Source organism: Nonomuraea sp. WAC 01424 (assembly GCF_003947315.1).
Classification (GTDB): Bacteria; Actinomycetota; Actinomycetes; order Streptosporangiales; family Streptosporangiaceae; genus Nonomuraea; species Nonomuraea spiralis.
Genome location: NZ_QHHZ01000006.1, coordinates 430,476 through 454,298 on the forward strand (window position 1 = coordinate 430,476; position 23,823 = coordinate 454,298).

Annotated in this window: 23 protein-coding genes; 14 read left to right on the top strand and 9 right to left on the bottom strand. The window is 70.8% G+C overall.

The genetic code is table 11. From position 1 onward, the window contains the following. Positions 1 to 39 precede the first annotated feature (39 nt). A complete protein-coding gene (locus DMB42_RS19390; protein WP_125636364.1) occupies positions 40 to 1,356 on the bottom strand; it encodes an MFS transporter in 1,317 nt (438 codons plus the stop codon). 169 nt (positions 1,357 to 1,525) lie between these two features. Here DMB42_RS19390 and DMB42_RS19395 point away from each other — a divergent pair, with 169 nt between their 5' ends. From DMB42_RS19395 to DMB42_RS19415, 5 genes are all read left to right on the top strand, one after another. Beyond that, positions 1,526 to 2,038 (top strand): VOC family protein, encoded by a 513-nt coding sequence (locus DMB42_RS19395; protein ID WP_185844743.1) that lies wholly within the window; start codon positions 1,526 to 1,528, stop codon positions 2,036 to 2,038. A gap of 323 nt (positions 2,039 to 2,361) precedes the next feature. Continuing rightward, entirely contained in the window at positions 2,362 to 2,769 is a 408-nt protein-coding gene (locus DMB42_RS19400) for a Zn-ribbon domain-containing OB-fold protein (protein WP_125636366.1), read from the top strand. Further along, a complete protein-coding gene (locus DMB42_RS19405; RefSeq protein ID WP_125636367.1) occupies positions 2,766 to 3,893 on the top strand; it encodes a thiolase C-terminal domain-containing protein in 1,128 nt (375 codons plus the stop codon). Before DMB42_RS19400 ends, DMB42_RS19405 begins: the two co-directional genes overlap by 4 nt. A gap of 134 nt (positions 3,894 to 4,027) precedes the next feature. Continuing rightward, on the top strand, positions 4,028 to 4,279 hold the full coding sequence (locus DMB42_RS19410; protein WP_125636368.1) for an SCO4226 family nickel-binding protein: 252 nt from the start codon (positions 4,028 to 4,030) through the stop codon (positions 4,277 to 4,279). Between the two features lie 172 nt (positions 4,280 to 4,451). Next, entirely contained in the window at positions 4,452 to 4,931 is a 480-nt protein-coding gene (locus tag DMB42_RS19415) for a hypothetical protein (RefSeq protein ID WP_125636369.1), read from the top strand. 10 nt (positions 4,932 to 4,941) lie between these two features. Here DMB42_RS19415 and DMB42_RS19420 read toward each other — a convergent pair whose 3' ends face one another. Both DMB42_RS19420 and DMB42_RS19425 read right to left on the bottom strand, forming a co-directional pair. Continuing rightward, positions 4,942 to 7,098 (bottom strand): acetate--CoA ligase family protein, encoded by a 2,157-nt coding sequence (locus DMB42_RS19420; RefSeq protein WP_125636370.1) that lies wholly within the window; start codon positions 7,096 to 7,098, stop codon positions 4,942 to 4,944. Between the two features lie 3 nt (positions 7,099 to 7,101). Continuing rightward, positions 7,102 to 8,256 (bottom strand): acyl-CoA dehydrogenase family protein, encoded by a 1,155-nt coding sequence (locus tag DMB42_RS19425; protein ID WP_125636371.1) that lies wholly within the window; start codon positions 8,254 to 8,256, stop codon positions 7,102 to 7,104. 106 nt (positions 8,257 to 8,362) lie between these two features. Here DMB42_RS19425 and DMB42_RS19430 point away from each other — a divergent pair, with 106 nt between their 5' ends. After that, a complete protein-coding gene (locus DMB42_RS19430; protein ID WP_125636372.1) occupies positions 8,363 to 8,974 on the top strand; it encodes a TetR/AcrR family transcriptional regulator in 612 nt (203 codons plus the stop codon). On the opposite strand, the gene DMB42_RS19435 is transcribed toward DMB42_RS19430, so the two are convergent. Then, positions 8,961 to 9,785: a MaoC family dehydratase gene (locus tag DMB42_RS19435; protein ID WP_125636373.1), complete on the bottom strand. Its 825-nt coding sequence runs from the start codon at positions 9,783 to 9,785 to the stop codon at positions 8,961 to 8,963. The genes DMB42_RS19430 and DMB42_RS19435 overlap by 14 nt on opposite strands. Position 9,786: 1 nt before the next feature. Beyond that, positions 9,787 to 10,686, bottom strand: a complete 900-nt coding sequence (locus tag DMB42_RS19440) for an SDR family oxidoreductase (RefSeq protein WP_125636374.1) — start codon at positions 10,684 to 10,686, stop codon at positions 9,787 to 9,789. 76 nt (positions 10,687 to 10,762) lie between these two features. Between DMB42_RS19440 and DMB42_RS19445 the strand changes: the two genes are divergently transcribed. From DMB42_RS19445 to DMB42_RS19455, 3 genes are all read left to right on the top strand, one after another. Further along, positions 10,763 to 12,196: an MFS transporter gene (locus DMB42_RS19445; protein WP_125636375.1), complete on the top strand. Its 1,434-nt coding sequence runs from the start codon at positions 10,763 to 10,765 to the stop codon at positions 12,194 to 12,196. Between the two features lie 77 nt (positions 12,197 to 12,273). Next, the gene (locus DMB42_RS19450) at positions 12,274 to 12,657 is read left to right on the top strand and encodes a thioesterase family protein (protein ID WP_125636469.1); all 384 of its coding nucleotides are present in this window, start codon (positions 12,274 to 12,276) and stop codon (positions 12,655 to 12,657) included. Between the two features lie 50 nt (positions 12,658 to 12,707). Next, complete coding sequence (locus DMB42_RS19455) at positions 12,708 to 13,862, top strand: MFS transporter (protein WP_312024747.1); 1,155 nt, start codon at positions 12,708 to 12,710, stop codon at positions 13,860 to 13,862. Here the strand turns inward: DMB42_RS19455 and DMB42_RS19460 are convergent. From DMB42_RS19460 to DMB42_RS19475, 4 genes are all read right to left on the bottom strand, one after another. After that, positions 13,857 to 15,365: a glycoside hydrolase family 13 protein gene (locus DMB42_RS19460; RefSeq protein ID WP_125636377.1), complete on the bottom strand. Its 1,509-nt coding sequence runs from the start codon at positions 15,363 to 15,365 to the stop codon at positions 13,857 to 13,859. The two genes, DMB42_RS19455 and DMB42_RS19460, sit on opposite strands and share 6 nt — an antisense overlap. Positions 15,366 to 15,381: 16 nt before the next feature. After that, positions 15,382 to 15,762: a globin gene (locus DMB42_RS19465; RefSeq protein ID WP_185844744.1), complete on the bottom strand. Its 381-nt coding sequence runs from the start codon at positions 15,760 to 15,762 to the stop codon at positions 15,382 to 15,384. Positions 15,763 to 15,771: 9 nt separating this feature from the next. Continuing rightward, on the bottom strand, positions 15,772 to 16,659 hold the full coding sequence (locus DMB42_RS19470) for a mechanosensitive ion channel family protein (RefSeq protein ID WP_260477785.1): 888 nt from the start codon (positions 16,657 to 16,659) through the stop codon (positions 15,772 to 15,774). 543 nt (positions 16,660 to 17,202) lie between these two features. Further along, positions 17,203 to 17,415, bottom strand: a complete 213-nt coding sequence (locus DMB42_RS19475) for a hypothetical protein (RefSeq protein ID WP_229824284.1) — start codon at positions 17,413 to 17,415, stop codon at positions 17,203 to 17,205. A 342-nt stretch (positions 17,416 to 17,757) separates the two neighbouring features. Here DMB42_RS19475 and DMB42_RS19480 point away from each other — a divergent pair, with 342 nt between their 5' ends. The 5 genes from DMB42_RS19480 (at position 17,758) to DMB42_RS19500 (ending at position 23,816) form a co-directional block, all read left to right on the top strand. Continuing rightward, positions 17,758 to 19,314, top strand: a complete 1,557-nt coding sequence (locus DMB42_RS19480) for a helix-turn-helix transcriptional regulator (RefSeq protein ID WP_125636381.1) — start codon at positions 17,758 to 17,760, stop codon at positions 19,312 to 19,314. Next, positions 19,311 to 19,799 (top strand): GNAT family N-acetyltransferase, encoded by a 489-nt coding sequence (locus tag DMB42_RS19485; RefSeq protein ID WP_125636382.1) that lies wholly within the window; start codon positions 19,311 to 19,313, stop codon positions 19,797 to 19,799. Before DMB42_RS19480 ends, DMB42_RS19485 begins: the two co-directional genes overlap by 4 nt. A gap of 384 nt (positions 19,800 to 20,183) precedes the next feature. After that, positions 20,184 to 21,455, top strand: a complete 1,272-nt coding sequence (locus DMB42_RS19490; RefSeq protein WP_260477786.1) for a DMT family transporter — start codon at positions 20,184 to 20,186, stop codon at positions 21,453 to 21,455. A 249-nt stretch (positions 21,456 to 21,704) separates the two neighbouring features. Beyond that, the gene (locus tag DMB42_RS19495; protein ID WP_260477787.1) at positions 21,705 to 23,345 is read left to right on the top strand and encodes a tetratricopeptide repeat protein; all 1,641 of its coding nucleotides are present in this window, start codon (positions 21,705 to 21,707) and stop codon (positions 23,343 to 23,345) included. 18 nt (positions 23,346 to 23,363) lie between these two features. After that, positions 23,364 to 23,816: a hypothetical protein gene (locus DMB42_RS19500; protein ID WP_125636384.1), complete on the top strand. Its 453-nt coding sequence runs from the start codon at positions 23,364 to 23,366 to the stop codon at positions 23,814 to 23,816. Positions 23,817 to 23,823: the final 7 nt, after the last annotated feature.

Consider the following 23,823-nt stretch of genomic DNA (forward strand, 5'->3'; position numbering starts at 1 on the left):
GGGGCCGCCGCTCTTCGGCTTTTTCGGGGTGGCGGCGGGTCAGCTTTCGGCGTTGCTCAGGGTGGCGGTCGCGGGGGCCGGGGCGGTACGGCGCCAGGGGCCGTTGAACAGCAGGATCGCCGGGATGAACAGCACCAGGCAGCCCAGCGCCACGAACAACCACGTCTGCCAGCTCGTGGCCTCCACGACGTGCGGGATGACCAGCAGCCCCACCACCGCGATGGCCTTGGTCAGGAAACCGAACAGCCCCCAGGCCGTGCCTTGCAGGCGCGGGTCGGCGTCCTCGGCGTCCTCGGAGTAGTTGGCCATCCAGGGGGCGTACGCGACGCCGAGCGAGCCGCCGAGCAGGGCGCCGATCACCATGAGCGTGCCGGTGGAGACGCCTTCCTGGCCGAGCGCGACGGCGAGGTACGCGGTGACCGGCACCGCCGCGATCGTGCCGCCCAGCGAGAACGGTTTGCGCAGTTGCAGGCGGTCGGACAGCCGTCCGGTGACGATCAGCGTGATGAGGTTCAGGCTCCAGAACGCGGCCATGATCGTGGACGCCTGGGCGCTGCTGATGCCGAGCGCGCCTACCAGCATCGTCTGGCCGAACAACGACAACGTGATGTAGAGGACCAGCCAGAGCGAGATGCCGACGACGTGGGCCCAGATATTGCGCCGGGCGAACAGCGACCGGATCGTCGGCGGGCGCTTCAGGTCGACGACCTCCTCGGCGGCCCGTTCGGTGTGCTGGATCCGGGCGCGCAGCTCGGGGGACAGGTCGGCGATGTTGAACGCGATGACCGCCGAGATCACCAGCGAGAAGCAGCCCATGATGACGAACTGGGACCGCCACGACTCGTTGAAGATCGGCAGCGTCCAGCCGGCGACGGCGGCGGCCAGGAAGTTCGCGCCGACCGGGCCCCACGTCCAGAACCCGAACGCCTGCGCCCGGCCGAGCCGCGGCGAGAAGTCGCGGATCAGCGGCGCGGTGGAGGCCATGGCGACGCCGTCCACGAAGGCCAGCAGGATGCGGGCGATCAGCAGGTCGCGTGGGCTGTGCACGAGGGTCATGGCGAAGCAGCACACGGCGGTGAGGGCCATGAGCGGGATGAGCAGGCGGACCCGGCCGACCCGGTCGGTGAGCCGGCCGCCCAAGATGGAGGCGATCGCCCCGGCCACCGCCGCCGCCCCCGACACCGCGCCGTACGTGGCGAGGGACATGTTCAGGTCTTTGAGCAGGAGGGGTACGACGGGCGCGATCTGCCCTTCGTAGGAGCCGATGAGGATGGCCAGGACGGCCATGGTCAGGATCTTCATGCGGCGGGCGCCGGTCGGGTATTCGTCGAGCTCGCGGACGTAGGACAGCCTCATGGCAAGCCTTTCTGGTCGAGCTTAGGCTCCCCGTACTGAGTTCTAGAAGCTAGCTCTAGAATCCATTTCTGAGATGCTGCTCCTCGTATCCGCCGACGTCAAGAGTGCGTACCCGGGATGAGGTGATTAGAATCAAATTCTAGGATTCGCTCTTAGTGAGGAGCCGTGCGTGGACCTGGAACTTGACGGCCTCGACGTGACCTTCGACCACACGGCCGTGGCCGCTCCCCGGATCAGGGATCTGCTGCCGATCTACCGTGACCTGCTCGGCGGACGCCATCTGGGAGGTGGCGGCGACAACCGGGTCGGCGGGTATCGCACGCTGCAGCTCACGTACCGGAACGGGAGCAAGATCGAGCTCATGGAGCCGCTGGCCGGCTCGACGTTCTTCGACAGCTTCTTCGAGCTGACCCGGGGCCGGGGCGGCGTCCATCACCTGAACTTCCACGTCGCCGACATGGACGCGGCCGTCGCGCGGCTCACCGGGCGCGGCTATCGGCTGCACGGGCTCAACAGGGCCGACGTTCGCTGGCAGGAGGTGTTCCTGCACCCCAAGGAGGCGCACGGTGTACTGATCCAGCTCGCCTGCCCGGGTGTGCGCGACCCGGGCGAGCCTCGTCCGACGCTGGACGAGGTCCTGGCCGGCCGCGGCCACAACGGCAATGGCACCCCCAGCCCCTGAACCCCGACCCTCATCCCTTGAAACGCAGGTCCCCCAGGTCCTCAGGTCTCCGGGTGGCTGAGCGTCTGAGGGGCTGAGCGTCTGGGGGCCCGAGCGTCTGGGGGTATTGGGCGTCCGGAGGATCCGGGCGCCTGAGGGGTTCCGGGCGTCCTGGGTCGATGGCCGAGGCTCCGGGCCGCAGGTCGCGGCGGCCTCTGAGGGTGTTCCCGATGGGCGGCCGTCCGGAGTTTCGGGGTGTGGTGACCGGTGGGGTTGATGGATGGGGTTTCCAGGAGGTGAATGGCACTCTAGAGTCACGTTCTAGAAATAGAAGGGGGAGGCTGATGAAGCCGGTACCGAAGCCCACGCCTGAGACCCAGCCGTTCTGGGACGGCACCGCCGCGGGAGAGCTCAGGATCCAGCGCTGCCGGACGTGTGAGCGGCACTACTTCTACCCCCGCCCGAGCTGCCCCCGCTGCGGCGGCGGCGACGTGGAGTGGGTACGTGCGACGGGCCGCGCGACCCTGTACTCGTACGTGATCAACCACCGGCCCGCGCCCGGTTTCGAGGCCGAGGGGCCCTACGCCATCGCCGTCGTGGAGCTGGAGGAGGGCGTGCGGATGATGACGAACATCGTGGGCGTGCCCAACACCCCCGAGGCCCTGCTCCTGGACATGGAGCTGCGGGTGGTGTTCGAGCGGCGCGGCGAGGTGCACGTGCCGCTGTTCGAGCCCGCGGGAGCCGGGCGATGAACATCGTGATCGCCGGCGCGGCCGAGACCGACGAGATCGGCCGCCTGCCGGACCGCTCCACCGTGCAGCTCCACCTGGAGGCCGCGCGCAACGCCCTCGCCGACGCGGGCATGACCAAGCACGACATCGACGGCATCGCCACGGTCGGCACGCCCGGCCCGATCCAGATCGCCCACGCCCTGGGCATCACGCCCTCCTGGCTCGACGGCACCGGGGTGGGCGGGTCGTCGTTCCTGTTCCACGTACGGCACGCGGCCGCCGCCGTCCGGGCGGGTCTGTGCCGTACCGTGCTGATCACCCACGGCGAGTCGGGGCGGTCGCGCGTCGGCGCGGGCCGCTGGGGGCTGGGTGCGGACTCGCTGCTGGGGCAGTTCGAGTTGCCGTACGGGGTGGCCGGGCCGCCGACGTCGTTCACGATCACGGCCCTGCGCTACATGAAGGAGACCGGCCTCACCCACGAGCAACTGGCCGAGGTGGCGGTGGCGCAGCGCCGCTGGTCGCACCGGAACCCCAGGGCGATGTACCGCGACCTGCTCACGGTCGAGGACGTGCTCGCGTCGAAACTCGTCGCCTACCCCTTCCACCTGCTGGAATGCTGCCTGGTGACGGACGGCGGCGGCGCGCTGGTCGTCACCTCGGAGGAGCTGGCACGCCGCTCGCCGGTGTACGTGCTGGGCTCCGGCGAGGCCATGGACGCCCCGATGATCTCGCAGATGGAGGACTTCACCACCTCCAAGGGCTTCCGCCTGTCCGGCGAGGCCGCCTTCGCCGAGGCCAAGATCTCGCACGAGGACGTCGACCACCTGATGGTGTACGACGCCTTCGCCCACGTGCCCATCTACGGGCTGGTGGACCTGGGGTTCGTCGGCCGGGGCGAGGCGGGCGCGTTCATCGCCGAGGGGCACACCTCGCCCGGCGGCCGGCTGCCGATGAACACCAACGGTGGCGGCCTGTCCTACACCCACACCGGCATGTACGGCATGTTCGCCATCCAGGAGTCGGTGCGCCAGCTCCGCGGGGAGGCGGCGGCGCAGGTGCCGGACGTGGAGGTGAGCGTGGTGCTGGGCAACGGCGGCATGTTCGCCTCCGCCGCCACGCTCGTCCTGGCCTCCCGGTTGCCGTAGCGGCCGGCGGCGACCCGCGGAGGTTTCCCGTTCGCACGCCGGGCAGGCGAGCCCGGACGGCTGGTGGAACGGGATGGAACGGAATGGAACGCCTCTCCATCGGAACCGAAACACCATGAGGAGAGGAGACGGCGATGCCGAAGTTCATGGACGTGCACAGTGGTTTCGTCGGTGTCACCGAGGAGCAGTTGCGTGAGGCGCACGAGCGTGATCTCGCGGTCGAGGGCGCCGAAGGGGTGCACTTCGAGCGGGCCTGGCTCGATCCGGACTCGGGCAAGGTGTTCTGCCTGTCCTCGGGGCCGTCGAAGGAGGCGGTGATGCGGGTGCACGAGAAGGCCGGTCACCCCACGACGGAGGTCTACGAGCTGCCGATCGAGGTCGAGTAGCCCTTGAGGTGACGTCCTGACCCGGGGGCGGCGCCCGCGCGGCTGCGGACGCGGGCGCCGTCCCCGAGGCGCCCCGGGCCTCGACGACCCGGTGCCGGGGCGCCGCCAAAGGTTGTCCAGGTGGGCGCGTCGGGGGGGGGGGCGTGGGTGGGGGGCGTACTAGATTTGCCGGGTGAGAGCGGGGGCCGCGCAGTGGCTGGGGCGGTTCGTCAACGGCGAGGCCGTCTACGGGACCATCCTGACGGCCGGGGTCGTGGCCGGGCTCTCGCACTTCATCGACGACGCTTCTGAGCTGCTGCTGACCTCGATCGGCACGGTGATCGTGTTCTGGATCGCGCACGCCTTCGCGGAGATCGTCGGCGACCGGTCGCCGGACGTGCGCCGGGCGGTGAAGGGCGCGGTGACGCGGTCCACGGGCATGTTGTGGGGGCTGGTCCCGCTCACGGTGATCTTGTGTCTGGCGATGACGGGCGTGATGTCGCTGGACGTGTCGGTGAACGTGGAGATCGGGGTGTCGATCGTCCTGCTCACCGTGCTCGGCTTCTTCGCGGCGGTGCCGAAGACGGACCGGCTCTGGATCCGGCTGCTGTGCGGAGCCGGGGCGGGGGCGCTGGGGGCCGTGATGATCGTGCTCAAGGAGTTCGTGCACTGAACGGCGGGTCTCATACCAGGGCGGTCCAGGTGATCAGGGCGTCCAGGGCCTCGATGTGGGAGCCGGTGACCAGCAGCGGGTTGACCTCCAGGGACTCCAGGTTGTCGCCCAGGCTCTCGGCGAATGCGGCGATCCCGGTCACCACGTCGGCCACCGCGTCCAGGTCCGCGGGCTCGGTGCCCCTGGCGCCGTTCAGCAGGGCCGCGCCGCGCAGTTCGGACAGCGCCCGGCGTACCTCGGCGGCGTCCACCGGCAGCACGCGCAGAGCCGCGTCGCGCAGGACCTCCACCCAGACGCCGCCGAGCCCGACGGCCAGGGTGAGCCCCCAGGCCGGGTCGCGTACCACGCCGACGAGCAGTTCGATCCCGCCGCGGCGTTGCGGCTGGATCAGGGCGCCGGCGTCGGGGGCGTGCGTCCGCGCCGCGGCGACCACCTCCTGGTAGGCCCGCCGTACCTCCTCGGGGCCGGACAACCCGAGCCGCACCCCGCCGATGTCGCTCTTGTGCCCGAGCCCTTCGGCGGCGGCCTTGAGCACCACCGGATAGCCGAAGCGCTCGGCCGCGGCCACGGCCGCCGCCTCGTCCGCGGCCGTCTCGGACGGCACCACGGGCAGCCCGGCCGCGGCGAGCAGAGCGGCGGCGCGCCGCTCGGCCCACACACCGCGCGCACCTTCGGGCGCTCCGGCCCACACACCCCGAGCCGCCTCGGGCGCGCCGGTGACCTCGGCCCACGCGCCGCGCGCCACCTCGGGCGCGGCGGGGGCCGCGGTCGCGGCCCTGCGGTGGGCCTCGGACCAGCGCACCGCCGCACCGATGGCGGTCAGGCCGTGCTCGATCCCGCCCGCCACGTACGGGAAGCCGGTCTCCCGCTGCACCCGCCGCCCGAACTCCGTGACGTCGGTCAGTACGTTGCTCACCACCACGACCGGCACCGGCGACTCGGCGATGCGCCGGCTGCTGGCCCGGTACATGGCCAGGACGGGCGCCGGGTCGGGCGGCGCGGCCCTGGGCGGCTCCGACAGGAGCATGACCAGGTCGATGCCGGGATCGGCGGTCACCGCCTCCAGGGCCCGGCCGAGCAGGGTGCGGTCGACGAGGACGTAGCCGGTGACGTCGAGCGGGTTCTGCACGGTCCCGAACGACGGCACGATCGCGGCCAGGCGTTCGACCGTGGCGGGCGCGAACGGCGGCAGCTCCAGGCCCTCGTCCTCGGCGCGGTCGGCGATGATCTCGGAGGCACCGCCGGACGGGGTGACCACGCCCACGCGGCGGCCGGGCAGCGGCCCGGTGGCGGCCAGCAGCCCCGACGTGATGATCAGGTCCTCCAGCGAGCGCACCCTGATCACGCCGAGCTGGCGCATCGCCGCGTCGATGACGTCGTCGTCGCCCACCAGCGCGCCCGTGTGGGCCTGCGCGGTGTGCGAGGCCAGCCTGCTGCGGCCGATCTTGAGCGCCACGATCGGCTTGCCCGCGGCCAGCGCCCGGCGCGCGACCCGGGAGAACTCGGCCGGGTTCCTGACCGTCTCAAGGAACAGCGCGATGACCCTGGTCGCCGGGTCGTCCACGAGGTGGTCGACGACGTCGGTGACCGTGACGACCGACTCGTTGCCCATCGAGGTCAGCAGGCTGACGCCGACGTTGCGGGCCTGGGCGAAGGCCAGCACCGAGCTGGCCAGCGCGCCGCTCTGCAGCACCACGCCGACCGAACCGCGCAGCAGCGGCTCGGGGATGGGCAGTCCGTACGGGGTCACGCCGGCGGCGGCGTTGATGTACCCGTTGCCGTTCGGCCCGAGGATCGTCAGGCCGTTCTCGCGGGCGAAGGCGGCGATCTCCGACTCCAGCCGCGCGCCCTCCTCGCCCGCCTCCCCGAACCCCGCCGTGAGGATCACGTAACAGCGGATCCCGAGCTTGGCGCCCTCCTTCAGCACGCCGAGCACGGCCGCCGTCGGCACCATGACGTAGGCCAGGTCGACCGGGGAGGGGATCTGGCTAAGGCTGCGGACGGCGGGGGAGCCGTGCACGACCCCGCCCCTGGGGTTGACCAGGTGGACGGGCCCGGAGAAGCCGTGGGTACGCAGGTTCAGCAGCGTGCTGACCGACCAGCCCGACTTGTCCGTGGCCCCCACCAGGGCGATCGAGCGCGGGTTGAACAGTGCCTCGACCGACATGGATCACTCTCCGATCAGGCCGAGCCTGGCGTGGCCCTTGATGAGGTTGCGGGCGATCGTGCGGCGCTGGATCTCGTCGGTGCCCTCGAAGATGCGCAGCAGGCGCAGCTCGCGGTACCACCGCTCGACCGGCAGTTCCTTGGTGTAGCCCATGCCGCCGTGGATCTGCAGCACCCGGTCCACGACCTGGTTGGCCATGAGGGCCCCGTTGAGCTTGGCGATGGAGGAGGCGTGCCGGGCGTCCATGCCCTGCTGCACCTGCCAGGCCGCGTACAGCGTGAGCCACTTGGCCGCCTCGATCTCCACCTGGGAGTCGGCGATCATCCACTGGATGGCCTGGTACTCCGAGATCGTCCGGCCCATCGACTTGCGTATCTTGGCGTAGTCGATCGCCATCTGGAGCATGCGCTCGGCGGAGCCGATGGCACGGGCCGGGATCATGTAACGGCCCTGCCCGATCCACTGCATGGCAAGCTCGAAACCCTTGCCGAGCTCGCCCAGGATGTTCTCCTCCGGCACCCGTACGTCCTCGAACACCAGCGCCGCCGGGCCCCACTCGCCCATGGTCGGGATCGGCTCGGACTTCCAGCCCATGTCCCGGTCGACCAGGAAGCAGGTCACGCCGTGGCCCTCGGCGACCGCGAAGACCATGACGAAGTCGGCCTCGCTGCCGCCGGTGATGAACGTCTTCTCGCCGTTGATCACCCACTCGGCGCCGTCGCGGGTGGCGCGGGCGCGGATGTTGCGGGCGTCGGAGCCGGCGCCCGGCTCGGTGATCGCGAAGCAGGAACGCCGTTCGCCCTCGATGGTGGGGATCAGGTAGCGGCGCTTCTGCTCGTCGGTGCCCGCGTACAGGATGTTGTCGGCGCTGCCGCCGAACGAGAACGGCACGAACGTACGGCCCATCTCCATGGCGATGATCGCGGACATGGTCGGGCCGAGGGCGGCGCCGCCGTACTCCTCGGGGGTGTTGATGCCCCAGAATCCGGACTTCCTGGCCTTGGCGCGCAGATCGCGTACGACCTCGGCGTCGAGCCCCGGACGCCCGTCGCGCTCGTTGCGCAGCACCTCGGGCTCCAGCGGCATGATCTCTTTCTCGACGAAGGAACGCACGGTGTCGCGGATCTGCCGTTCTTCCGGGCTGAGTGAGAAGTCCACGGCCGCCTCCTGAATTTCTAGAATCGTTCTCTAGTAACAGATTCTAACTCCGGTGGCGACCTGTCAAGAATCTAATTCTAGAATTCGGCGGGATAGAATGGCCGTCATGGCACGCAAGTCCTCATGGGAATGGAGCCGTACGGCTCAGACGCGCAAGAGCATGTTGCAGGCCGCCCGTGAGGTCTTCAGCGAGCACGGCTTCGCCGACTCCAACGTCTCGGAGGTGGTGGCCCGCGCCGGTTCCAGCGTCGGCAGCCTCTACCACCACTTCGGCGGCAAGACCGAGTTGTTCCTCGCCCTCTACGAGGACCACCAGGCGGCCCACGAGCAGGCGTCGGCCGCGAGCGTCGCCAAGGCCAAGAAGGCCGGTGTCAGCGACCCGCTCGAGCTGCTGATCGCCGGCGCCCGCGCCTACCTCGACGGCGCCTGGCACCGGCGCGACCTGGTCAGGCTCTTCATCGACGGCGACGGCCCGCCCGGCTTCGAGCTGATCCGCCGCACCCGCGGCCGCGAATGGGTACGCCAGAACGCCGTCCTGCTCGGCGCCGGGGGCGACCCGCTCGACCGGTTCACCGTGGCGGCGCTGACCAGCATCATCGGCGAGGCCGCCCGCGAGGTGGCCACCTCCGACACCGAGGAGGAGGCCAGGGAGATCATCGAGGCGGCGATGAAGCTCATCCACCGCCTCGATCCCCTCAGGGGGCTCAGCGACGACTGATCGTCGCCCGCCCGCGGTCGATCACCACCGTCCCGTCGTCCTTGGCGGTCCTGAACAGCACGTCGTCGCCGTCCGTCCAGATGGAGACGGTCAGCGGCTCGCCGGGGAACACCGGGCTGCTGAACCGTCCCGACATCGCCCTGAACCGGGACGGGTCCGACCCGGCGAGCGTGTGCAGCAGCGCCCGCCCGGTCACGCCGTACGTGCACAGCCCGTGCAGGATCGGCCGGTCGAACCCGGCCCGCGCGGCGAACTCCGGATCGCTGTGCAGCGGGTTGCGGTCGCCGGACAGCCGGTAGATCAGCGCCTGGTCCGGCCGGGTCGGGTAGGTCACCTTGTGGTCGGGCGCCCGGTCCGGGACCGTCCACTCGTCGCGGGGGCCCCGGTCGCCGCCGAAGCCGCCCTCGCCCCGGATGAAGACCGAGCCGCGCGAGGCGATCACCAGCTCGCCGCTCTCCAGGTCCACGGCCCTGGCCTCGGTGGTCACCAGCGCGCCCGAGCCCTTGTCGTAGATGCCGGTCACCTTCGACACGGTCCGTACGCCGCCACCGGCCGGCCGCTCCCGGTGCAGTTCGAAGCCCTGCTCGGCGTGGACCAGCAGGGCCGGGTCGAAGTCGCCGAGCCGCCGCCCCGGCGACTGCGCGGCCAGCACCGCGAACGTCGGCAACACCCGCTGCCCCTTCTCGGTGGCGAACTCCAGCTCCTCCAGGCCCGAGCCGCCGCCGAGCGCGTACAACATGGTGTCCTCGGCGGTCCACGTACGCTCGTGGGCCGGGCCCTCGACGCCGATCAGCGAGTGGTCGAGCGGCATGTCAGTCCTCCCGCCCGGGAACACGGCCGTTGGTGAGGGCGTTCGGGGCGGCCTTGTCCACCAGGGCGGGGATGACCGCGCCCAGCTCGGCCGGGTCCCAGCGGCCGCCCTTGTCCACACCCGGACCGGCGTGCCAGCCCTCGGCCACGCTGATCATGCCGCCGCGCACGTTGAACACCCGTCCGGTGACGCCCCGCGCCTCGGCGCTGGCCAGCCAGACCACCAGCGGCGCGATGTCGTCGGGGTCGGCGCCGGTCGCCCCGGCCGGGATCAGGTTCTCCGTCATACGGGTGAGCGCGGCGGGGGCGACGGCGTTGACGGTCACGCCGTAGCGCTCCAGCTCCCTGGCGGCGATCACGGTCAGCCCCGCGATGCCCGCCTTGGCCGCGCCGTAGTTGCCCTGCCCCGGGTTGCCGTAGATGCCGGAGGACGACGTCGTGTTGATGATCCGGGCATCGAGCCGCTCGCCGGACTTCGCCCTGGCCCGCCAGTACGCGGCGGCATGACGCAGGGGCGCGAACGTGCCGCGCAGGTGCACCCTGATCACCGCGTCCCATTCGTCGGCGGTCATGTTGACCAGCATGCGGTCCCGCAGGATCCCGGCGTTGTTGACCAGGACGTGCAGATCGCCGAAGTGGTCGACGGCCGACCTGATCAGGCGCTCGGCGCCGTCGAAGTCGGAGACGTCCTCGCCGTTGACGATCGCCTGGCCGCCCATGGCCTCGATCTCGGCCACCACCTCGGCGGCGGCCCCGGACGACCCGGTGCCGTCCACCTCCGCGCCCAGGTCGTTGACCACGACCTTCGCGCCCTGCCTGGCGAACTCCAGCGCGTGCCCCCGCCCGATCCCTCTGGCCGCACCCGTGACGATCACCACGCGACCTTCGACAATCCCGCTCATCCGACACCTCGATCCTTGACCGGCCGACGTCTTGAATTGGATTCTAGTATTAAAATCTAGAAAGGACAGGCCCTTGGTGACGACGACCACCACCGCCGCCGCCGGCCACGCCTGGCGCACGCTGTCGGTCGTGAGCCTGGCCAGCGTGCTGACCGGGCTCGGCGGCAGCTCGATCAACGTCGCGCTGCCCGAGATCGCCCGGCACACCGGGGCCGACGCCACGGCCGCGGGCTGGATCCTGCTGGGCTTCCAGTTGACCACGACCGTCCTCATGGTGGTGTTCGGTCGTCTGGCCGACATGTTCGGCAGGCGCAGGATGTACCTGCTGGGGCTGGCGGTCTACACCGGGGCGGCGTTATCGGCCGGGTTCGCGCCCGGCGCGTGGGTGATCGTGGCCCTGCGGGTCGTACAGGCCGTCGGCGCCGCGATGTTGCTCACCAACAGCGCCGCCCTGGTCAGCGACGCCTTCCCGCGCGAGCGGCTGGGCGAGGGCATGGGCGTCTACGTGGCCTCCTTCTCCATCGCCGGGCTGATCGGGCCGACGCTCGGTGGCGTGCTCGCCGCGAACCTGGGCTGGCGCTGGGTGTTCTGGTTCAACGTGCCCATCGGGCTGATCTGCCTGGCGTGGGGCGCCGTCACGCTGCGGCGGGTCGAACCGGCCGGGCGCGAACGCGGGCTCGACCTGCCGGGCAGCGTGCTCGTACTGGTCACGCTGGGCGGGTTGCTGCTGGCGCTGTCGGAGTTCGGCAGGCTGGGCTGGGGGCATCCGGCCGTGCTCGCCGGGCTCGCCGCGTTCGCGGTCGGGCTGCCGCTGTTCCTGGCCAGGGAGAGGCGGGCCGCCCATCCGGTCGTGGACCTGCGCCTGTTCCACGACCGCGCCTTCGCCTTCGGCACGCTGGCCTCCTTCCTCAACGCCGTGGCGCGGATGGGCATGGTCTTCCTCGTCGCGCTCTACTTCCAGGCCGTTCGGGGGGACGATCCCGTACAGGCGGGGCTGAAGGTGTTGCCGCTGGCGGTGGCGGCCATGATCGCCTCGGCGACGTCGGGCTTCGTCCAGCGGCTGACCAGCGCGCGCACCCTGGCGGTGGCCGGGGCGGCCACCACGACCTGCGGGCTGCTGGTCCTGCTCGCCACGATGTCGCCGGACACGCCGTACGTGGCGGTGACGGCCGGGCTCGTGCTCATCGGGCTCGGCTCGGGCGTCTTCCTGCCCTCCAACACCACCGCCATCCTGGACGGCCTGCCCTCCGAGCGCCTCGGCATCGTCAACGCCATGCGCCTCATGCTCCAGAACACCGGCAACGTGGTCGGCACCGGGCTGGTGTTGTCCGTCATCACCGCGCCGCTGCCCGCCGTGCTGCACCAGCGTGTCTTCGCCGGCACCCTCTCGCAGGTCTCCGGCGAGGCGGTCGGCCTGCTCGTCACCGGCTACCGCTGGGCGCTGGCCTGCATGGCCGCCGTCTCGGTGCTGACCGTGCTGGCCTGCCTGGCCCGCCGCAAGGCCCGGTGACCAGCGGGTCGAGCGGTACGGGTACGGTGGCGGACGTGGCAGAACCCTCCCCGGCGTACCGGCATGTCTTCCCCCGCATGGTCAGATTCGCCGACATCGACTCCCAAGGGCATGTGAACAACGTGCGTTTCCTCGATTATCTGGAGGACGCCCGCTTCGGCATGTTCGCGATCGATCCGGCCAGGGCGGGAGACAAGCCCTTCGGAGGGCTCGTGGTGACCCGCCACGAGATCGACTACCGGCGTCCGCTCGGCCTGCGCGCCGAGCCGGTCCGGGTCGAGACCTGGGTGACGCAGATCAGGCCGGTCCGCTTCACGCTGGCCTACGAGATCCGCGACGACGACGAGGTCTACGTGACCGCCACCTCCGTGATCGTGGCCTACGACGTCGAGCGGGCCGCGCCGCGCAGGCTCGCCGAGGACGAACTCGTCCTGCTCAAGCGTTACGCGGTTCAGAACTGACCGCCCCGGAACCACAGCGTTCCTCCGGCCCCGGCAGGAAGCGCTGGGTGATGCTCGGGCTGGGCGTCAACGCCCATGCGAGCGTCGCCTTAGGACTCTTCGGCCTGCCGCTCGTCATGCCAGAAATTGAGCGACATTTCGGTGTTCCGCTGGCAGTGGCCGGAATCATTGGGAATGCCCCGGGAATCGGGGTTCTGGTGGCACTCGTCGCCTGGGGCGCGCAGGCCGACCGGCACGGCGAGCGCATCGTGCTCGGCATCGGCGTGGGCCTGGCGGCCGTGCTGCTCGCCGCCGTCGCGTTCGCCGGGCCCGCCTGGGCCGTGATCGCGCTGCTCGCGCTGGCGGGCGCGGCCGGCTCGGCGGCCATGGTCGGCGGCGGCCGGATCGTGCTGCGCTGGTTCCAGCCGCCCGAACGCGGGGTCGCCATGGGCCTGCGCCAGGTCTCCTACACCCTCGGCATGGCCGTCGCGGCGTTCGTGTTGCCGCCGGTCGCGCGGGCGCACGGGCTGCCCGGCGTGCTGCTCGTCTGCGCCAGTGTGAGCCTGCTGGCCGCCGTCCTGGCCGCGCTGTTCCTGGCCGAGCCGCCGCACTCGATCTCCGGGGCGGGCGCGGAGCCGGCGCGGTCGCCGTACCGGCAGCCGGCGCTGTGGCGGGTGCACGCGACCAGCGGCCTGCACGCGGTGCCGCAGATCGTGGTCAGCACGTACGGCGTCACTTGCCTGGTCGGCCTGTACGGCTGGGACGCCGTCGCCGCCGGGCAGCTCTTCGGCCTGTCGGCCGTCGCCGGGGCCGTGGTCCGCGTGGCCGTCGGCCGCTGGTCGGACCGGGTCGGCCTGCGGATGCGTCCCCTGATGATGCTCACCTGCGCCTGCCTGGTCGTGCTCGCCCTGCTGGTCGTGGGAACGGCGACGGGCGGGTGGCTCGGGCCGGTCGCGCTCGCCACGGCGTCGGTGCTCACCGTGTCCGGCAACGGGCTGGCCTACCTGACGGCGGGCGAGCTGGCCGGACCCGCCTGGGCGGGCAAGGTGCTGGGCACCCACAACACCGTCCAGAACGTCGTCGCCCTGGCCGTGACCCCGCTGGCCGGCACGCTGATCACCGGGACGGGGTACTGGGCGGCGTACGCGGCGGGCCTGGCCTTCGCGCTGATCTCGCTGCCCGTCATCCCCGTCCGCGGTGAGCGGCGGGCCGGCTCCCGGTCATGACTCCCGTCGCAGCCACACGGCGGTGTCCGGCGGCAGCAGCCCCGACTGGACCGGGCCGCTGGACAGCAGCAGGCCGTCGTGGTCCGGCAGTCGTACCGTCTCCATGCCGCAGTTGATCGCGCAGATCAGCGGGCCGCGGGTGAAGAAAAGTGCTCCCTCGGGAGAATCCAGCCACTCCAGGGTGTAAGGAATCACACCCGCCAGGTCGCGGCGGCAGGCCAGGGCCCGGCGGTAGAACTCCAGCGTCGAGTCCGCGTCGCCCTCCTGCTTCTCGGCCGTCAACTCGGCGAAGGCGGCCGGCTGCGGCAACCACGGCCGGACCCCCGGCGGCGAGAACCCGTACGAAGGGGACTCCGCCGACCACGGCAGCGGCACCCGGCAACCGTCGCGCCCCGGCAGCTTGCCCTCCGACTGGAAGAACACCGGGTCCTGCCGGGCCTCGTCGGGCAGGTCGACCACCTCGGGCAGGCCCAGCTCCTCACCCTGGTAGAGGTAGGCGGACCCGGGCAGGGCCAGCATCGTCAGCAGCGCCGCCCTGGCCCGTGCCAGGCCCGTTCCGGGATCGGCGGTCCCGTACCGGGTGCGATGGCGTACGACGTCGTGGTTGGACAACACCCACGTCGCGTACGGCACCGAGGAGAGCGTGTCGTCGATCACCTTCCTGAACGCGGTCGGCGACCACGGCGCCTGCAACCAGGCGAAGTTGAAGCTCTGGTGCAGCTCGTCGGGGCGGACGTACAGGGCGAGGTCCTCCGCGCTGTCCGTCCACACCTCGCCGACGGCCATGCGCTCGCCCGGGTAGGCGTCCAGCACCTCGCGCCAGGCGCGGTAGACGCCGTGCACCTCGGGCTGACCCCACACCGGTGAGACCGACTTGAACGACTGGTCGCCGACGTCCGGCAGCCCCTCGGCCTTGTACAGGCCCATGGCCACGTCGATGCGGAACCCGTCCACGCCCTTGTCGAGCCAGAACCGCAGGACGTCCAGGAACTCCTGGTGCACCTCGGGGTTGCGCCAGTTGAAGTCGGGCTGCTCGGGGGCGAACAGGTGCAGGTACCACTGCCCGTCGGGGACCTGGGTCCACGCCGGGCCGCTGAACGTGGACTGCCAGTTGTTGATCGTGTCGCGGAAGATGTAGCGGTCGCGTCCCTCGCCCCGCAGCGCGGCCTGGAACCAGGGATGCCCGGAGGAACTGTGGTTGGGCACGACGTCCACAAGCACCTTCAGCCCGTGCCCGTGGGCCTCGGCCACCAGCGCGTCGAAGTCCTCCAGCGTGCCGAACAGCGGATCGACGCCGCGGTAGTCCGCGACGTCGTAGCCGCCGTCGGCCATGGGGGAGGGGTAGAAGGGCGTCAGCCAGACGGCGTCGACCCCCAGCCTCTTCAGGTACGGGATGCGCTCCCGTACCCCGGCCAGGTCGCCGACGCCGTCTCCTGAGGCGTCGGCGAAGCTCCGAACGTAGATTTCGTAGACGACGGCATCACGCCACCAGGGGATATCCATGTGGGCGTCATGCCCGTTATGTTGGCGAGTTCACCAAGCTTTGGGCCGCGTAGACCAGATAGTCCCAAAGCCTGGTGGCCTGCTCCTCGGGCAGGTCGAGCGAGTCGACCGCGTCACGCATGTGGCGCAGCCAGGCGTCACGCTCGGCCTCCCCGATCACGAACGGCACGTGGCGCATGCGCAGCCTGGGGTGGCCGCGTTCCTGGCTGTAGGTGTTGGGGCCGCCCCAGTACTGGATGAGGAACCCGCGCAGCCGGTCCTCGGCTCCCGTCAGGTCGGGCTCGGGGTAGAGCGGCCGCAGCAGGGGGTCTTCCGCGACACCTTCGTAGAAGCGGTGGACAAGGCGGCGGAAGGTCTCCTCGCCGCCGACGGCGTCGTAGAAGGAGGTCTCTGTCACGGTCACAGCTTATGCAAGCGCGACCATGGGGATACCGGCGGCATCCAGGGCCGACTTCACCCTGAGCCGGATCTCCCGGGCTACCTCGGCCTGGCGGGAGGGCAGCGTCTTGGCGGTGATGCGGAACACCAGCGCGCTGTCGGACAGCTGCTCCACGCCGTACACCTGCGGTTGCTCCACGATCACGCTCTCGCGGTACTCGGGATCGGCCCAGATCTCCTCGGCCACGATCTCCAGCACCGCGCGTACGGCGGTGATGTCGGCGTCGTAGGCCACCGGGACGTCGAAGTAGGCCCGCGACCAGCCCTGCGACTCGTTGCCGACGCGGGTGATCGTGCCGTTGCGCACGTACCAGACGCGGCCGTCGGCGTCGCGCAGGCGGGTGACGCGAAGGGTGACCGCCTCGACGGTGCCGACGGCGGCGCCCGCGTCGATCACGTCGCCGACGCCGTACTGGTCCTCCAGGAGCATGAACATGCCGGCGATGAAGTCCTTGACCAGCTCCTGGGCGCCGAAGCCGATCGCCACGCCGAGGATGCCGACGCTGGTCAGCAGGGGTGCGATGGGGATGGTCAGCCGGTCGAGCACGGTGAGCACGGCGGTGCCGAGGATGACGATCGAGGCGACGTGCTTGAGCACCGAGCCCATGGTCTCGGCCCGCTGCTTGCGGCGTTCGTGCAGCAGCGCGTCGATGCCGTCGGTGGCGGCGCCCCGGCGGAACCTGCTGGCCAGCGAGCCGCCGGTGGCCGCGCGGTTGACCACCTTGGTGATCACGCGGTGGGCGACGTTGCGCACGATGAACCCGAACACAAGGATCAGGGCGATCGTGATCACGCTGGCCAGTAACGGCGCCCACGAGGCGTTGTTCAGCCAGTCGACCAGGGGACCGCAGATCACGGTGTCACCCTGACATGCCTGCGCCATCTGCGCACTCATCTTGTCCAAGTCCTGCACGAGCGACGTATCCGTCGGCGTCGGCGTCGGTGATGGCCCTGATGTCACCAACAGGAACACTGGGTGGATCCCCCTCAGGAAGCGGTTCGGTCAGCGGCAAATCAGTCCAATTGGATCTAAAAATACCGCCGACCGAACCGGCCGCCGTCACATCACGCCGGGGAAGACGGGGTCGCCTGGTCTCTGGGCCGCGGAGGGAGAGACCGGACGCTCCGATGACGGACGGCTCGGAGGGGACACGCACCCGGAAGCGTGTCCCGTTCCGGTTCCGAGGGGGGAGGTGATCCCCCCGACACCCGGCGGGCGTACCCGCCGGGCCGCTGTGCGCGCACGGGCGCCCGCCCGCGCGAAAGGGCCGGAACCGGCGAGACGATCAGGGCTCCGGAATCCCGGACGCCCTCCGCACCGATCGTCCCGCCGGCCCCGTGAGGCCGCCGTGGGGGCGGTGAGCCGTGGTGGCTGCGCTCCACCCGGATCACCGCGCCGTCACTCTCCCACCGCGGCGAGCACGCGTGCGACCTTGGTCGCGGCACCGGCCGGGTCGTCGGCCGTGTGCATGGGTTCGCCCCAGGACCAGCAGTACCACCAGTCGGGCAGCTCGGAGGCGGCCGCCGGCCGGCAGGTGACGTTCTCGGACAGGCTCGTCGCCTTCGGGTTGATGACGCGTACGAACTGCCGGCCGCTCTGGGTCTGGACCACTCGTGCGAGCAGACCGCGAGCGCCGAGCTCGGATACGAGGCGCTGTAGATGTCCGATCTTGTCGTCCGCCACCTTCTCGTCCTCCCTGGGAATCGTTGCTGGTGGGCCAAAGATGGCCCAAGTCAGCAGCGCGCGCAATCCGCTACGTCGATCACGGGGAGTGGCTATTTCCTCATGGGTTGTAAGAATCAGTCCCTCGGAGGACGATCCTTAACCGTAGGCTTGATGAGCACGTTTCCAAACGGTCCTCACTGCTTCATAGTCATCTCTAGGCGAAGAGCTACCTGAGGGCTACGCTGAGTCACCAGTCGCGACCGGTCAGACATCGGGAGAGGGGCCGGGATGTCCGGCAGACAGCACAGGGAAACGGAGATCGCCCGGCGGATCAGGGCCAAAGGCCTTGCCACCGGGCGTACGTCCGCCCAGATAGCTGAAGAGATCCACGAGGCGTGTTCACCGCAGTTCAGCACGACCCGCATCAAGGCGCATCGCCTCTCCTACGGCATCGCGCTCGCGGACGTGATCGAACAGGTGCGGGCGCTCTTCGAACGGGACGCGAAGGCGCCGCCGGGCATCGGCGAGACCCTGCTGTCGGCGTACGAGAGCGGGCTCAAGCGTCCGGGGCCCGAGTACCTGCACTACCTGTGCACGGTCTACCGGGTCGAGCCCGTCGAGCTCGGCTTCGACGGGCCCTGCATCTGCGGCCACGGCCACCGCAATTCCGGTGTGCTCGGCGAGCCCGCCATTCGCAAGGGCTCGGCGTCGATCCACCGCGACCTGGTCATCCATCCGATGGTCGCCGAGGCCGACGCCCAGGAGGACGAGAACATCCTGCGGCGCACGTTGTTAAATCTGCTCAACAACACCGACGCCTCGCACCGCCAGGAGTTCGACGGGCCGGTGGTGGGGGCGTGCGAGGGCATCCGGCGGCGGATGGACGAGACGCTGGTGTCGGCCACCGTCTCGGGCGGGATGCTCGACCAGTGGGAGGAGGCGACGCTCGCCTTCGGCCGCCAGTACACGACGACGCCCCCTCTGCGCCTGTTGTGCGACGTCCTGCTGGAGCTGAGCGCGGTCCGTACGGCGTTGTCCCGCCGCCAGCCGATCGACCTCCAGGACCGGCTGTGCCGCATGGCCGCGCAGCTGTCCGGCCTGAGCGGCATGGTGATGATCAACCTCGGTGACCACCGGCTGGCCCGGTCCTTCTTCCGTACCGGCCGCATCGCCGCCGACGAGACCGGCGACCGCGCGCTGCGGGCGTGGATCACGGCCAGGGAGTCGCTCGTCCCCCTCTACTACGGCGACGCCCGCGAGGCGCTCAACCTGGCCAAGAAGAGCCGCGACCTGGCGGGCGCCACGCCGTGCGTGGCCCAGGCCATGGCACCGGTCGTCGAGGCGCGGGCGCTGGCGATGCTCTCCGGCACCGACAGCAAGAAGGAGGTCGTCGACCAGGCCAAGCGCGCGCTGGCCCGGGCCAGGAACGCCTTCTCCGCCATGCGCAGCGACGAGCAGGAGGACATGGCCTTCGGCTACACCGAGAAGCAGCTCTACTTCTACCAGGGCGACGTGCTCACCAAGCTGGGCCAGACCCTGGAGGCCGAGGTGGTGCTCGACCAGGCGCTCGGCAAGTACGAGGACCACGTACTCGACCAGACCCTGATCAGGCTCGACCAGGCCCAGTGCCGCCTGCTGGAAGGTGACATCGCTGAAGCCCTCACCATCGGCACGAACGCCTTGCGCATGTTGGGGGATGAATACCTTACGGACCTCATCATCCGCCCGGCGCTCGCCCTGGAGCAGGCGATCATGAAAAAGGTCGACAAACATCCCATGTTGCCGGACTACAGCGCCCAGCTGCGGCGCCGGAGGACGGCCCAGAAGGAAGGGAGCGGTGGATGACGTTGAAGATCCGGCGGTACCGCTGGTCCGATCTCGACACCATCCTCGCGCTACACCGGATCTGCCTCGCCGAGGTGGGCCTGTCGCCCGGCGACGGCGTCTACTACGACGACGACTTCCCCCGTATCCAGGAGATCTACCTGGCCTGCGGCGGTGACTTCCTCGTGGGCGAGAGCGCCTCGCGGGTGGTCGCCATGGGCGGGCTGAAGCCCGTCGACCGCGACACGGTCGAGGTCTGCAGGCTGAGGGTGCATCCGGAGTTCCAGCGGCGCGGCTTCGGCGCCGCCATGCTCTCGGCCCTCGAAGAGCGTGCGCTGGAGCTCGGCTTCAACAGCCTGAGAGGCGACACCACGCTCAACCAGGGCGCCGCCCTCGCGCTGTACGCCCGCCAGGGCTGGCGTGAGCTGTCACGCAGCCAGGTGGGCGATCTCGTCGTCGTCTACGGCGAGAAACGGCTGGAGCCCGCGCCGGCTCTGGAGTTCTAGATCCACGAAGTACCGGGTCCGGCTGGTCGTCGGTCCGAGGCCGTGCCCCACCCCCTCCTGGGGCTCTTGGCTTGTTCTCCCTTTCGGCCCCCGGCCGGCTCCCGCGCCCCTTACGCTCAGGCGTGGCCACACCGCCTCGGCGCTCGCTGTGAGTGACGGCCTTCCATGCGCGTTCGCACCGTACGCGATCGTGTCCGTACGCGGTGCGAATGGGGAGATCCTCTGCTGTACTAGGCAGTAACCGCTGTAGAGAGCCCATTTCGCCGCCGCTGGTATGGATGTTCGAACCCGCGAATGAGGCTCTTACCTCTGAGTGGAACAGGAACCTCACCAGCTTCGCCGCGTGCTCTGGCGGATGCTCTTAGTAGTGGCATGCTCTCCTCCATGGCAGTCGTGCCCGCTCCCCGACCCCTCCTGGGAGCCGTGCTTCTGTTGTTCGTCAGCGCCGCTTGGGGGTCGGCGTTTCCGCTGATGAAGGATCTCATCCTCCGGTTACCCGTAGAGGATCTGCTCGCCGAGCGCTATCTCATCGCGGCGGTCACGTTGCTGCTCATCCGGCCCGGTTGCCTACGGAGGCTGTCGCGCCGGACGTGGATCAACGGGGTCGTGCTGGGGCTGCTGTTCGGCGTGGGGCAGACCGCCCAGGCGCTGGCGCTGCACAGCCTGCCCTCGGCGGTGTCGGGGTTCGCCGTCGGGTGCAGCGTGCTCATCACGCCCGTCATGGCCCTGGTGATGTTCAGGAGCCGGGCGCCCCGGCGGGTGTGGGCGGGCGTGGTGCTGGCCATGGCGGGGATGACCGTGTTCACGCTGCTGCGCGGGATCGAGGACCACGAGGTCTCGCTGCTCGCGCTCGGTGTCACGCTCTCGGCCGCGGCGCTCTACTCGGGCCACACGCTCATGCTCGCCCAGCTCTCCGGAACGGGGGAGCGGTTCCCCGCGTACGCGCTGACCGTGATCCAGCTCTTCACGATCGGGGTGCTCACCGGGGTGTTCGCGCTGCGCGGCGGGATCACGCTGCCGTCCAGCCTGCCCGACTGGGTGATCCTGGCGCACCTGGCCGTGGTGTCGTGCGCCCTGGGGTTCCTGGCCCGCTCGTACGGGCAGAAGCACGTACCGGCCGTGCCGAGCGCGATCATGATGTCCTCGCAGCCCATCTGGGTGGCCGCCATCGCGGTGATCTGGTTCAACGAGCAGGTGGGCTGGAGCATGGTGACAGGCGGCGGCCTGATGGCGGTGGCGATGCTCCTGGCCCTGCCGGAGCGGGGCGCCGCCAAGGGAACACAGGACCGGTCGGGCAGGCGCGACCTGCTGGCGGTCTCCCGGCGCGCGGCGCTCGTCCTGGCCGACCTGCGGATCAAACGTGAGGACCGGCTGCGGTTCGAGGCCGGGCCCGCGCCGTTCATCGCCAAGAGCGCGTGCCGGGACGTCGAGGCGTGCCCGTGGAACGCCCACGCGCTGAAGGGCGGCGGGGAGCCGAGCCTGGAGCGGCTGATCGGGCGGGCTACCGCGATCGTACGGGCCAAGAAGTTGCCGGGGCCCGGCTGTTGTCAGTCCGTCACGTTGGTCGGGCGGTGTCTGTGCGCATTGATGGAGGAATCCGAACAGACGCGGGTCGCGGCGGTGGAGCACTGGTTTCGGTCTCAACAGGCTGAGTGACGCGGCCAAATGTCAGGTGCTTCTAATTCGCTATACCGCCACGTAATTCACCATAAATCTTGATATTCGGTTGGGTGTCCGAATAATGGTGAATCTAACCCAATGGAGGGGGCGCGTCATGAAGCGCATCGTCGTTCGAAAGCCTGGCACCGCGCGGCTCACAGGGACCTCCAGCGTCATCCACAAGGGGTGACAGAGGCGAGGGCCCACCTCGCGGTCCGGGGCGGGCCACCTGTCCGATGGGGGGCCGTGCGGCTGCTGATGCCGGTCATAGACGCGCATCGCCGGCCGCGCGGCCCCTACTCCGTGGGGGCCGCCCTGCTGCGGCACCTGGTGCCGGCCGCACCGCCCGAACTGGTCGCGGCGCACGACATCGAGATCCGGGCGGCCGCGCCCGACCTGGCCGGGCGGGTGCCCGCCCGGCGGGTGACCCTCGACGCCGCGCTGCCCGACGAGGAACGCATCCTGGTGCCGGCGCCCCGCCGTACGCTGAGGCTGGCCAACGGGATCGCCGAGTTCGTCCGCGACGCCGTACGGCCCGGCGCGGCGCTCGCGGTGTGCAACGGCGCGCACGCCGACCCCACCGACACCGAGCTGCTGGATGTCATGACGCGGCGCGTCCCGCCCGGCACGCTCACGATCATGATCTACGCGGACGGCCCCGAGCCGCCCGCCGACGAGCGCACCCCCGACGAGCTGTGGCCTCTGGTGGACCGATGCATGCGCGATGGTTTCCTGCCCGCCGCCGTCGAGCTGGGGCAGCTCGGCCTGGCCCGGACCGAGCCCGGTGAGGCCCTGTGGTGGCCCTTCGCCCAGCGCACCGCCACCGCGCTCGGCGGGCTCGGCCGCATCCGGGAGGCGCGGGCGCTGTGGCACCGGGTACGCGCGGCCAGCCAGGACCCGGTCATGCACGCCGCCGCCGCGTACGGGACGGCCATGCTCGACGCCCGGCACCCCGACCCGGCCCGCCGCGACCTGGGCCGGGCCAGACGCTGGATCAACGAGGCCATCGCCATCTCCGGCCTGCTGCCCGACCCCCTGGAACGGGCCTTCAAACTCGGCTTCGACCGCAACGGCCTGGCACTGATCGAGCTGCGGCACGGACGCCTGGAAGCGGCGTTGTCACTGGTCGAGTCGGCCGTCGAGCTGGCCGGCGAGCTGGGCGAGCGGCACCCGCTGCACCGGATGGTGCTGCTGACCAACCGGGCCCAGCTCCTCGCCGCGCTCGGCCGCGCCAAGGAGGCCCTGGAGGACTACGCCGCCGCCGTCGCCATCGACCCGGCCTTCCCCGACACCTACCTCGAACGCGGGAACCTGCTGTTCGGGCTGGGCCGGACCGAGGAGGCGCTGGCCGACTACGAACGGGCCATGCGGGCCGGGCCGCCGCTGCCCGAGGCGTACTACAACCGGGCGGAGCTGCGTACGGTGCGGGGGGACGTCGAGGGGGCGCTCGCGGACCTGGGCACGGTGATCGAGCTGGACCCCTCCTGCCTGGACGCCTACATCAACCGCGCCGGGCTGCTGGCGGCCTCCGAACGGGACGAGGAGGCCAGGGCCGACGTGACGGCCGGGCTCGCCCGCGCGCCGGGCAACCCGCACCTGCTCACCGTGCTCGGCCAGCTGGAGACGGCGGCGGGCCGCTTCGAGGAGGCCGGGGCGGCACTCGACCTGGCTGTGGAGCACGCCCCCGAGCTGGCCGCCGCCTGGGGCAACCGGGGAGTGCTGCGCCACGCCACGGGCGACGGGGAAGGCGCGGTCGCGGACCTGACCCGCGCCATCGAGCTGGACCGGCAACCCGACCTGTACGCCAACCGCGCCGTCGCCCTGCGCGCCCTCGGCAGGACCGCCGAGGCCGAGGCGGACGACCGCCGCGCGGCCTGTTCGTCCTGATGGTGGCACGATTGATGCATGACGGGGCGTATGGGGCGAGCCGCGGCGGTGTGCGGGGCACTGGGGTTGTTGTGGTGGGCCACCGTCCGGCTGGTGTGGGCGGGCGTCGGCTGCTCGGACTGGGACTGCCTGGCCCCGGCCCTCGGCACCCTCCTGGTGATCAGCCTGGTCATGCTCGCCGGGACGGCGTTCGCCCTGGAACGTGTGGACGTGCGGCCCGGGTGGCGGGCGGCGCCGGTGACCGCCTGGGCGGCGGTGGCGTTCTGGGCCGCCGGGAAGACGTTGCCGTCGTGGCCGTCCACCGCCGCGCACGCCGTGGGCGCGGCGGCGGTCTTCGCCGCGTCGGGGGCCGTCGCGGCGTTCGTGACCGGGCCGGGGCCCTCGCTGTGGTGGAAGGTGCCGACGGCGCTGGCCCTGACCGGCGTGCCGGTCGGCGCGCCCGCCGCGGCCTGGTTCGGGATCGGTGGCTGAGGGCCGG

Excerpts from the sequence above, each read along its gene's own strand:
- DMB42_RS19390 (WP_125636364.1), bottom strand. The coding sequence starts at position 1,356 with ATGAGGCTGTCCTACGTCCGCGAGCTCGACGAATACCCGACCGGCGCC.
- DMB42_RS19400 (WP_125636366.1), top strand. The coding sequence starts at position 2,362 with ATGAAGCCGGTACCGAAGCCCACGCCTGAGACCCAGCCGTTCTGGGAC.
- DMB42_RS19405 (WP_125636367.1), top strand. The coding sequence starts at position 2,766 with ATGAACATCGTGATCGCCGGCGCGGCCGAGACCGACGAGATCGGCCGC.
- DMB42_RS19410 (WP_125636368.1), top strand. The coding sequence starts at position 4,028 with ATGCCGAAGTTCATGGACGTGCACAGTGGTTTCGTCGGTGTCACCGAG.
- DMB42_RS19420 (WP_125636370.1), bottom strand. The coding sequence starts at position 7,098 with ATGTCGGTCGAGGCACTGTTCAACCCGCGCTCGATCGCCCTGGTGGGG.
- DMB42_RS19430 (WP_125636372.1), top strand. The coding sequence starts at position 8,363 with ATGGCACGCAAGTCCTCATGGGAATGGAGCCGTACGGCTCAGACGCGC.
- DMB42_RS19435 (WP_125636373.1), bottom strand. The coding sequence starts at position 9,785 with ATGCCGCTCGACCACTCGCTGATCGGCGTCGAGGGCCCGGCCCACGAG.
- DMB42_RS19440 (WP_125636374.1), bottom strand. The coding sequence starts at position 10,686 with ATGAGCGGGATTGTCGAAGGTCGCGTGGTGATCGTCACGGGTGCGGCC.
- DMB42_RS19450 (WP_125636469.1), top strand. The coding sequence starts at position 12,274 with ATGGTCAGATTCGCCGACATCGACTCCCAAGGGCATGTGAACAACGTG.
- DMB42_RS19455 (WP_312024747.1), top strand. The coding sequence starts at position 12,708 with ATGCTCGGGCTGGGCGTCAACGCCCATGCGAGCGTCGCCTTAGGACTC.
- DMB42_RS19460 (WP_125636377.1), bottom strand. The coding sequence starts at position 15,365 with ATGGATATCCCCTGGTGGCGTGATGCCGTCGTCTACGAAATCTACGTT.
- DMB42_RS19480 (WP_125636381.1), top strand. The coding sequence starts at position 17,758 with ATGTCCGGCAGACAGCACAGGGAAACGGAGATCGCCCGGCGGATCAGG.
- DMB42_RS19485 (WP_125636382.1), top strand. The coding sequence starts at position 19,311 with ATGACGTTGAAGATCCGGCGGTACCGCTGGTCCGATCTCGACACCATC.
- DMB42_RS19490 (WP_260477786.1), top strand. The coding sequence starts at position 20,184 with ATGGCAGTCGTGCCCGCTCCCCGACCCCTCCTGGGAGCCGTGCTTCTG.
- DMB42_RS19500 (WP_125636384.1), top strand. The coding sequence starts at position 23,364 with ATGACGGGGCGTATGGGGCGAGCCGCGGCGGTGTGCGGGGCACTGGGG.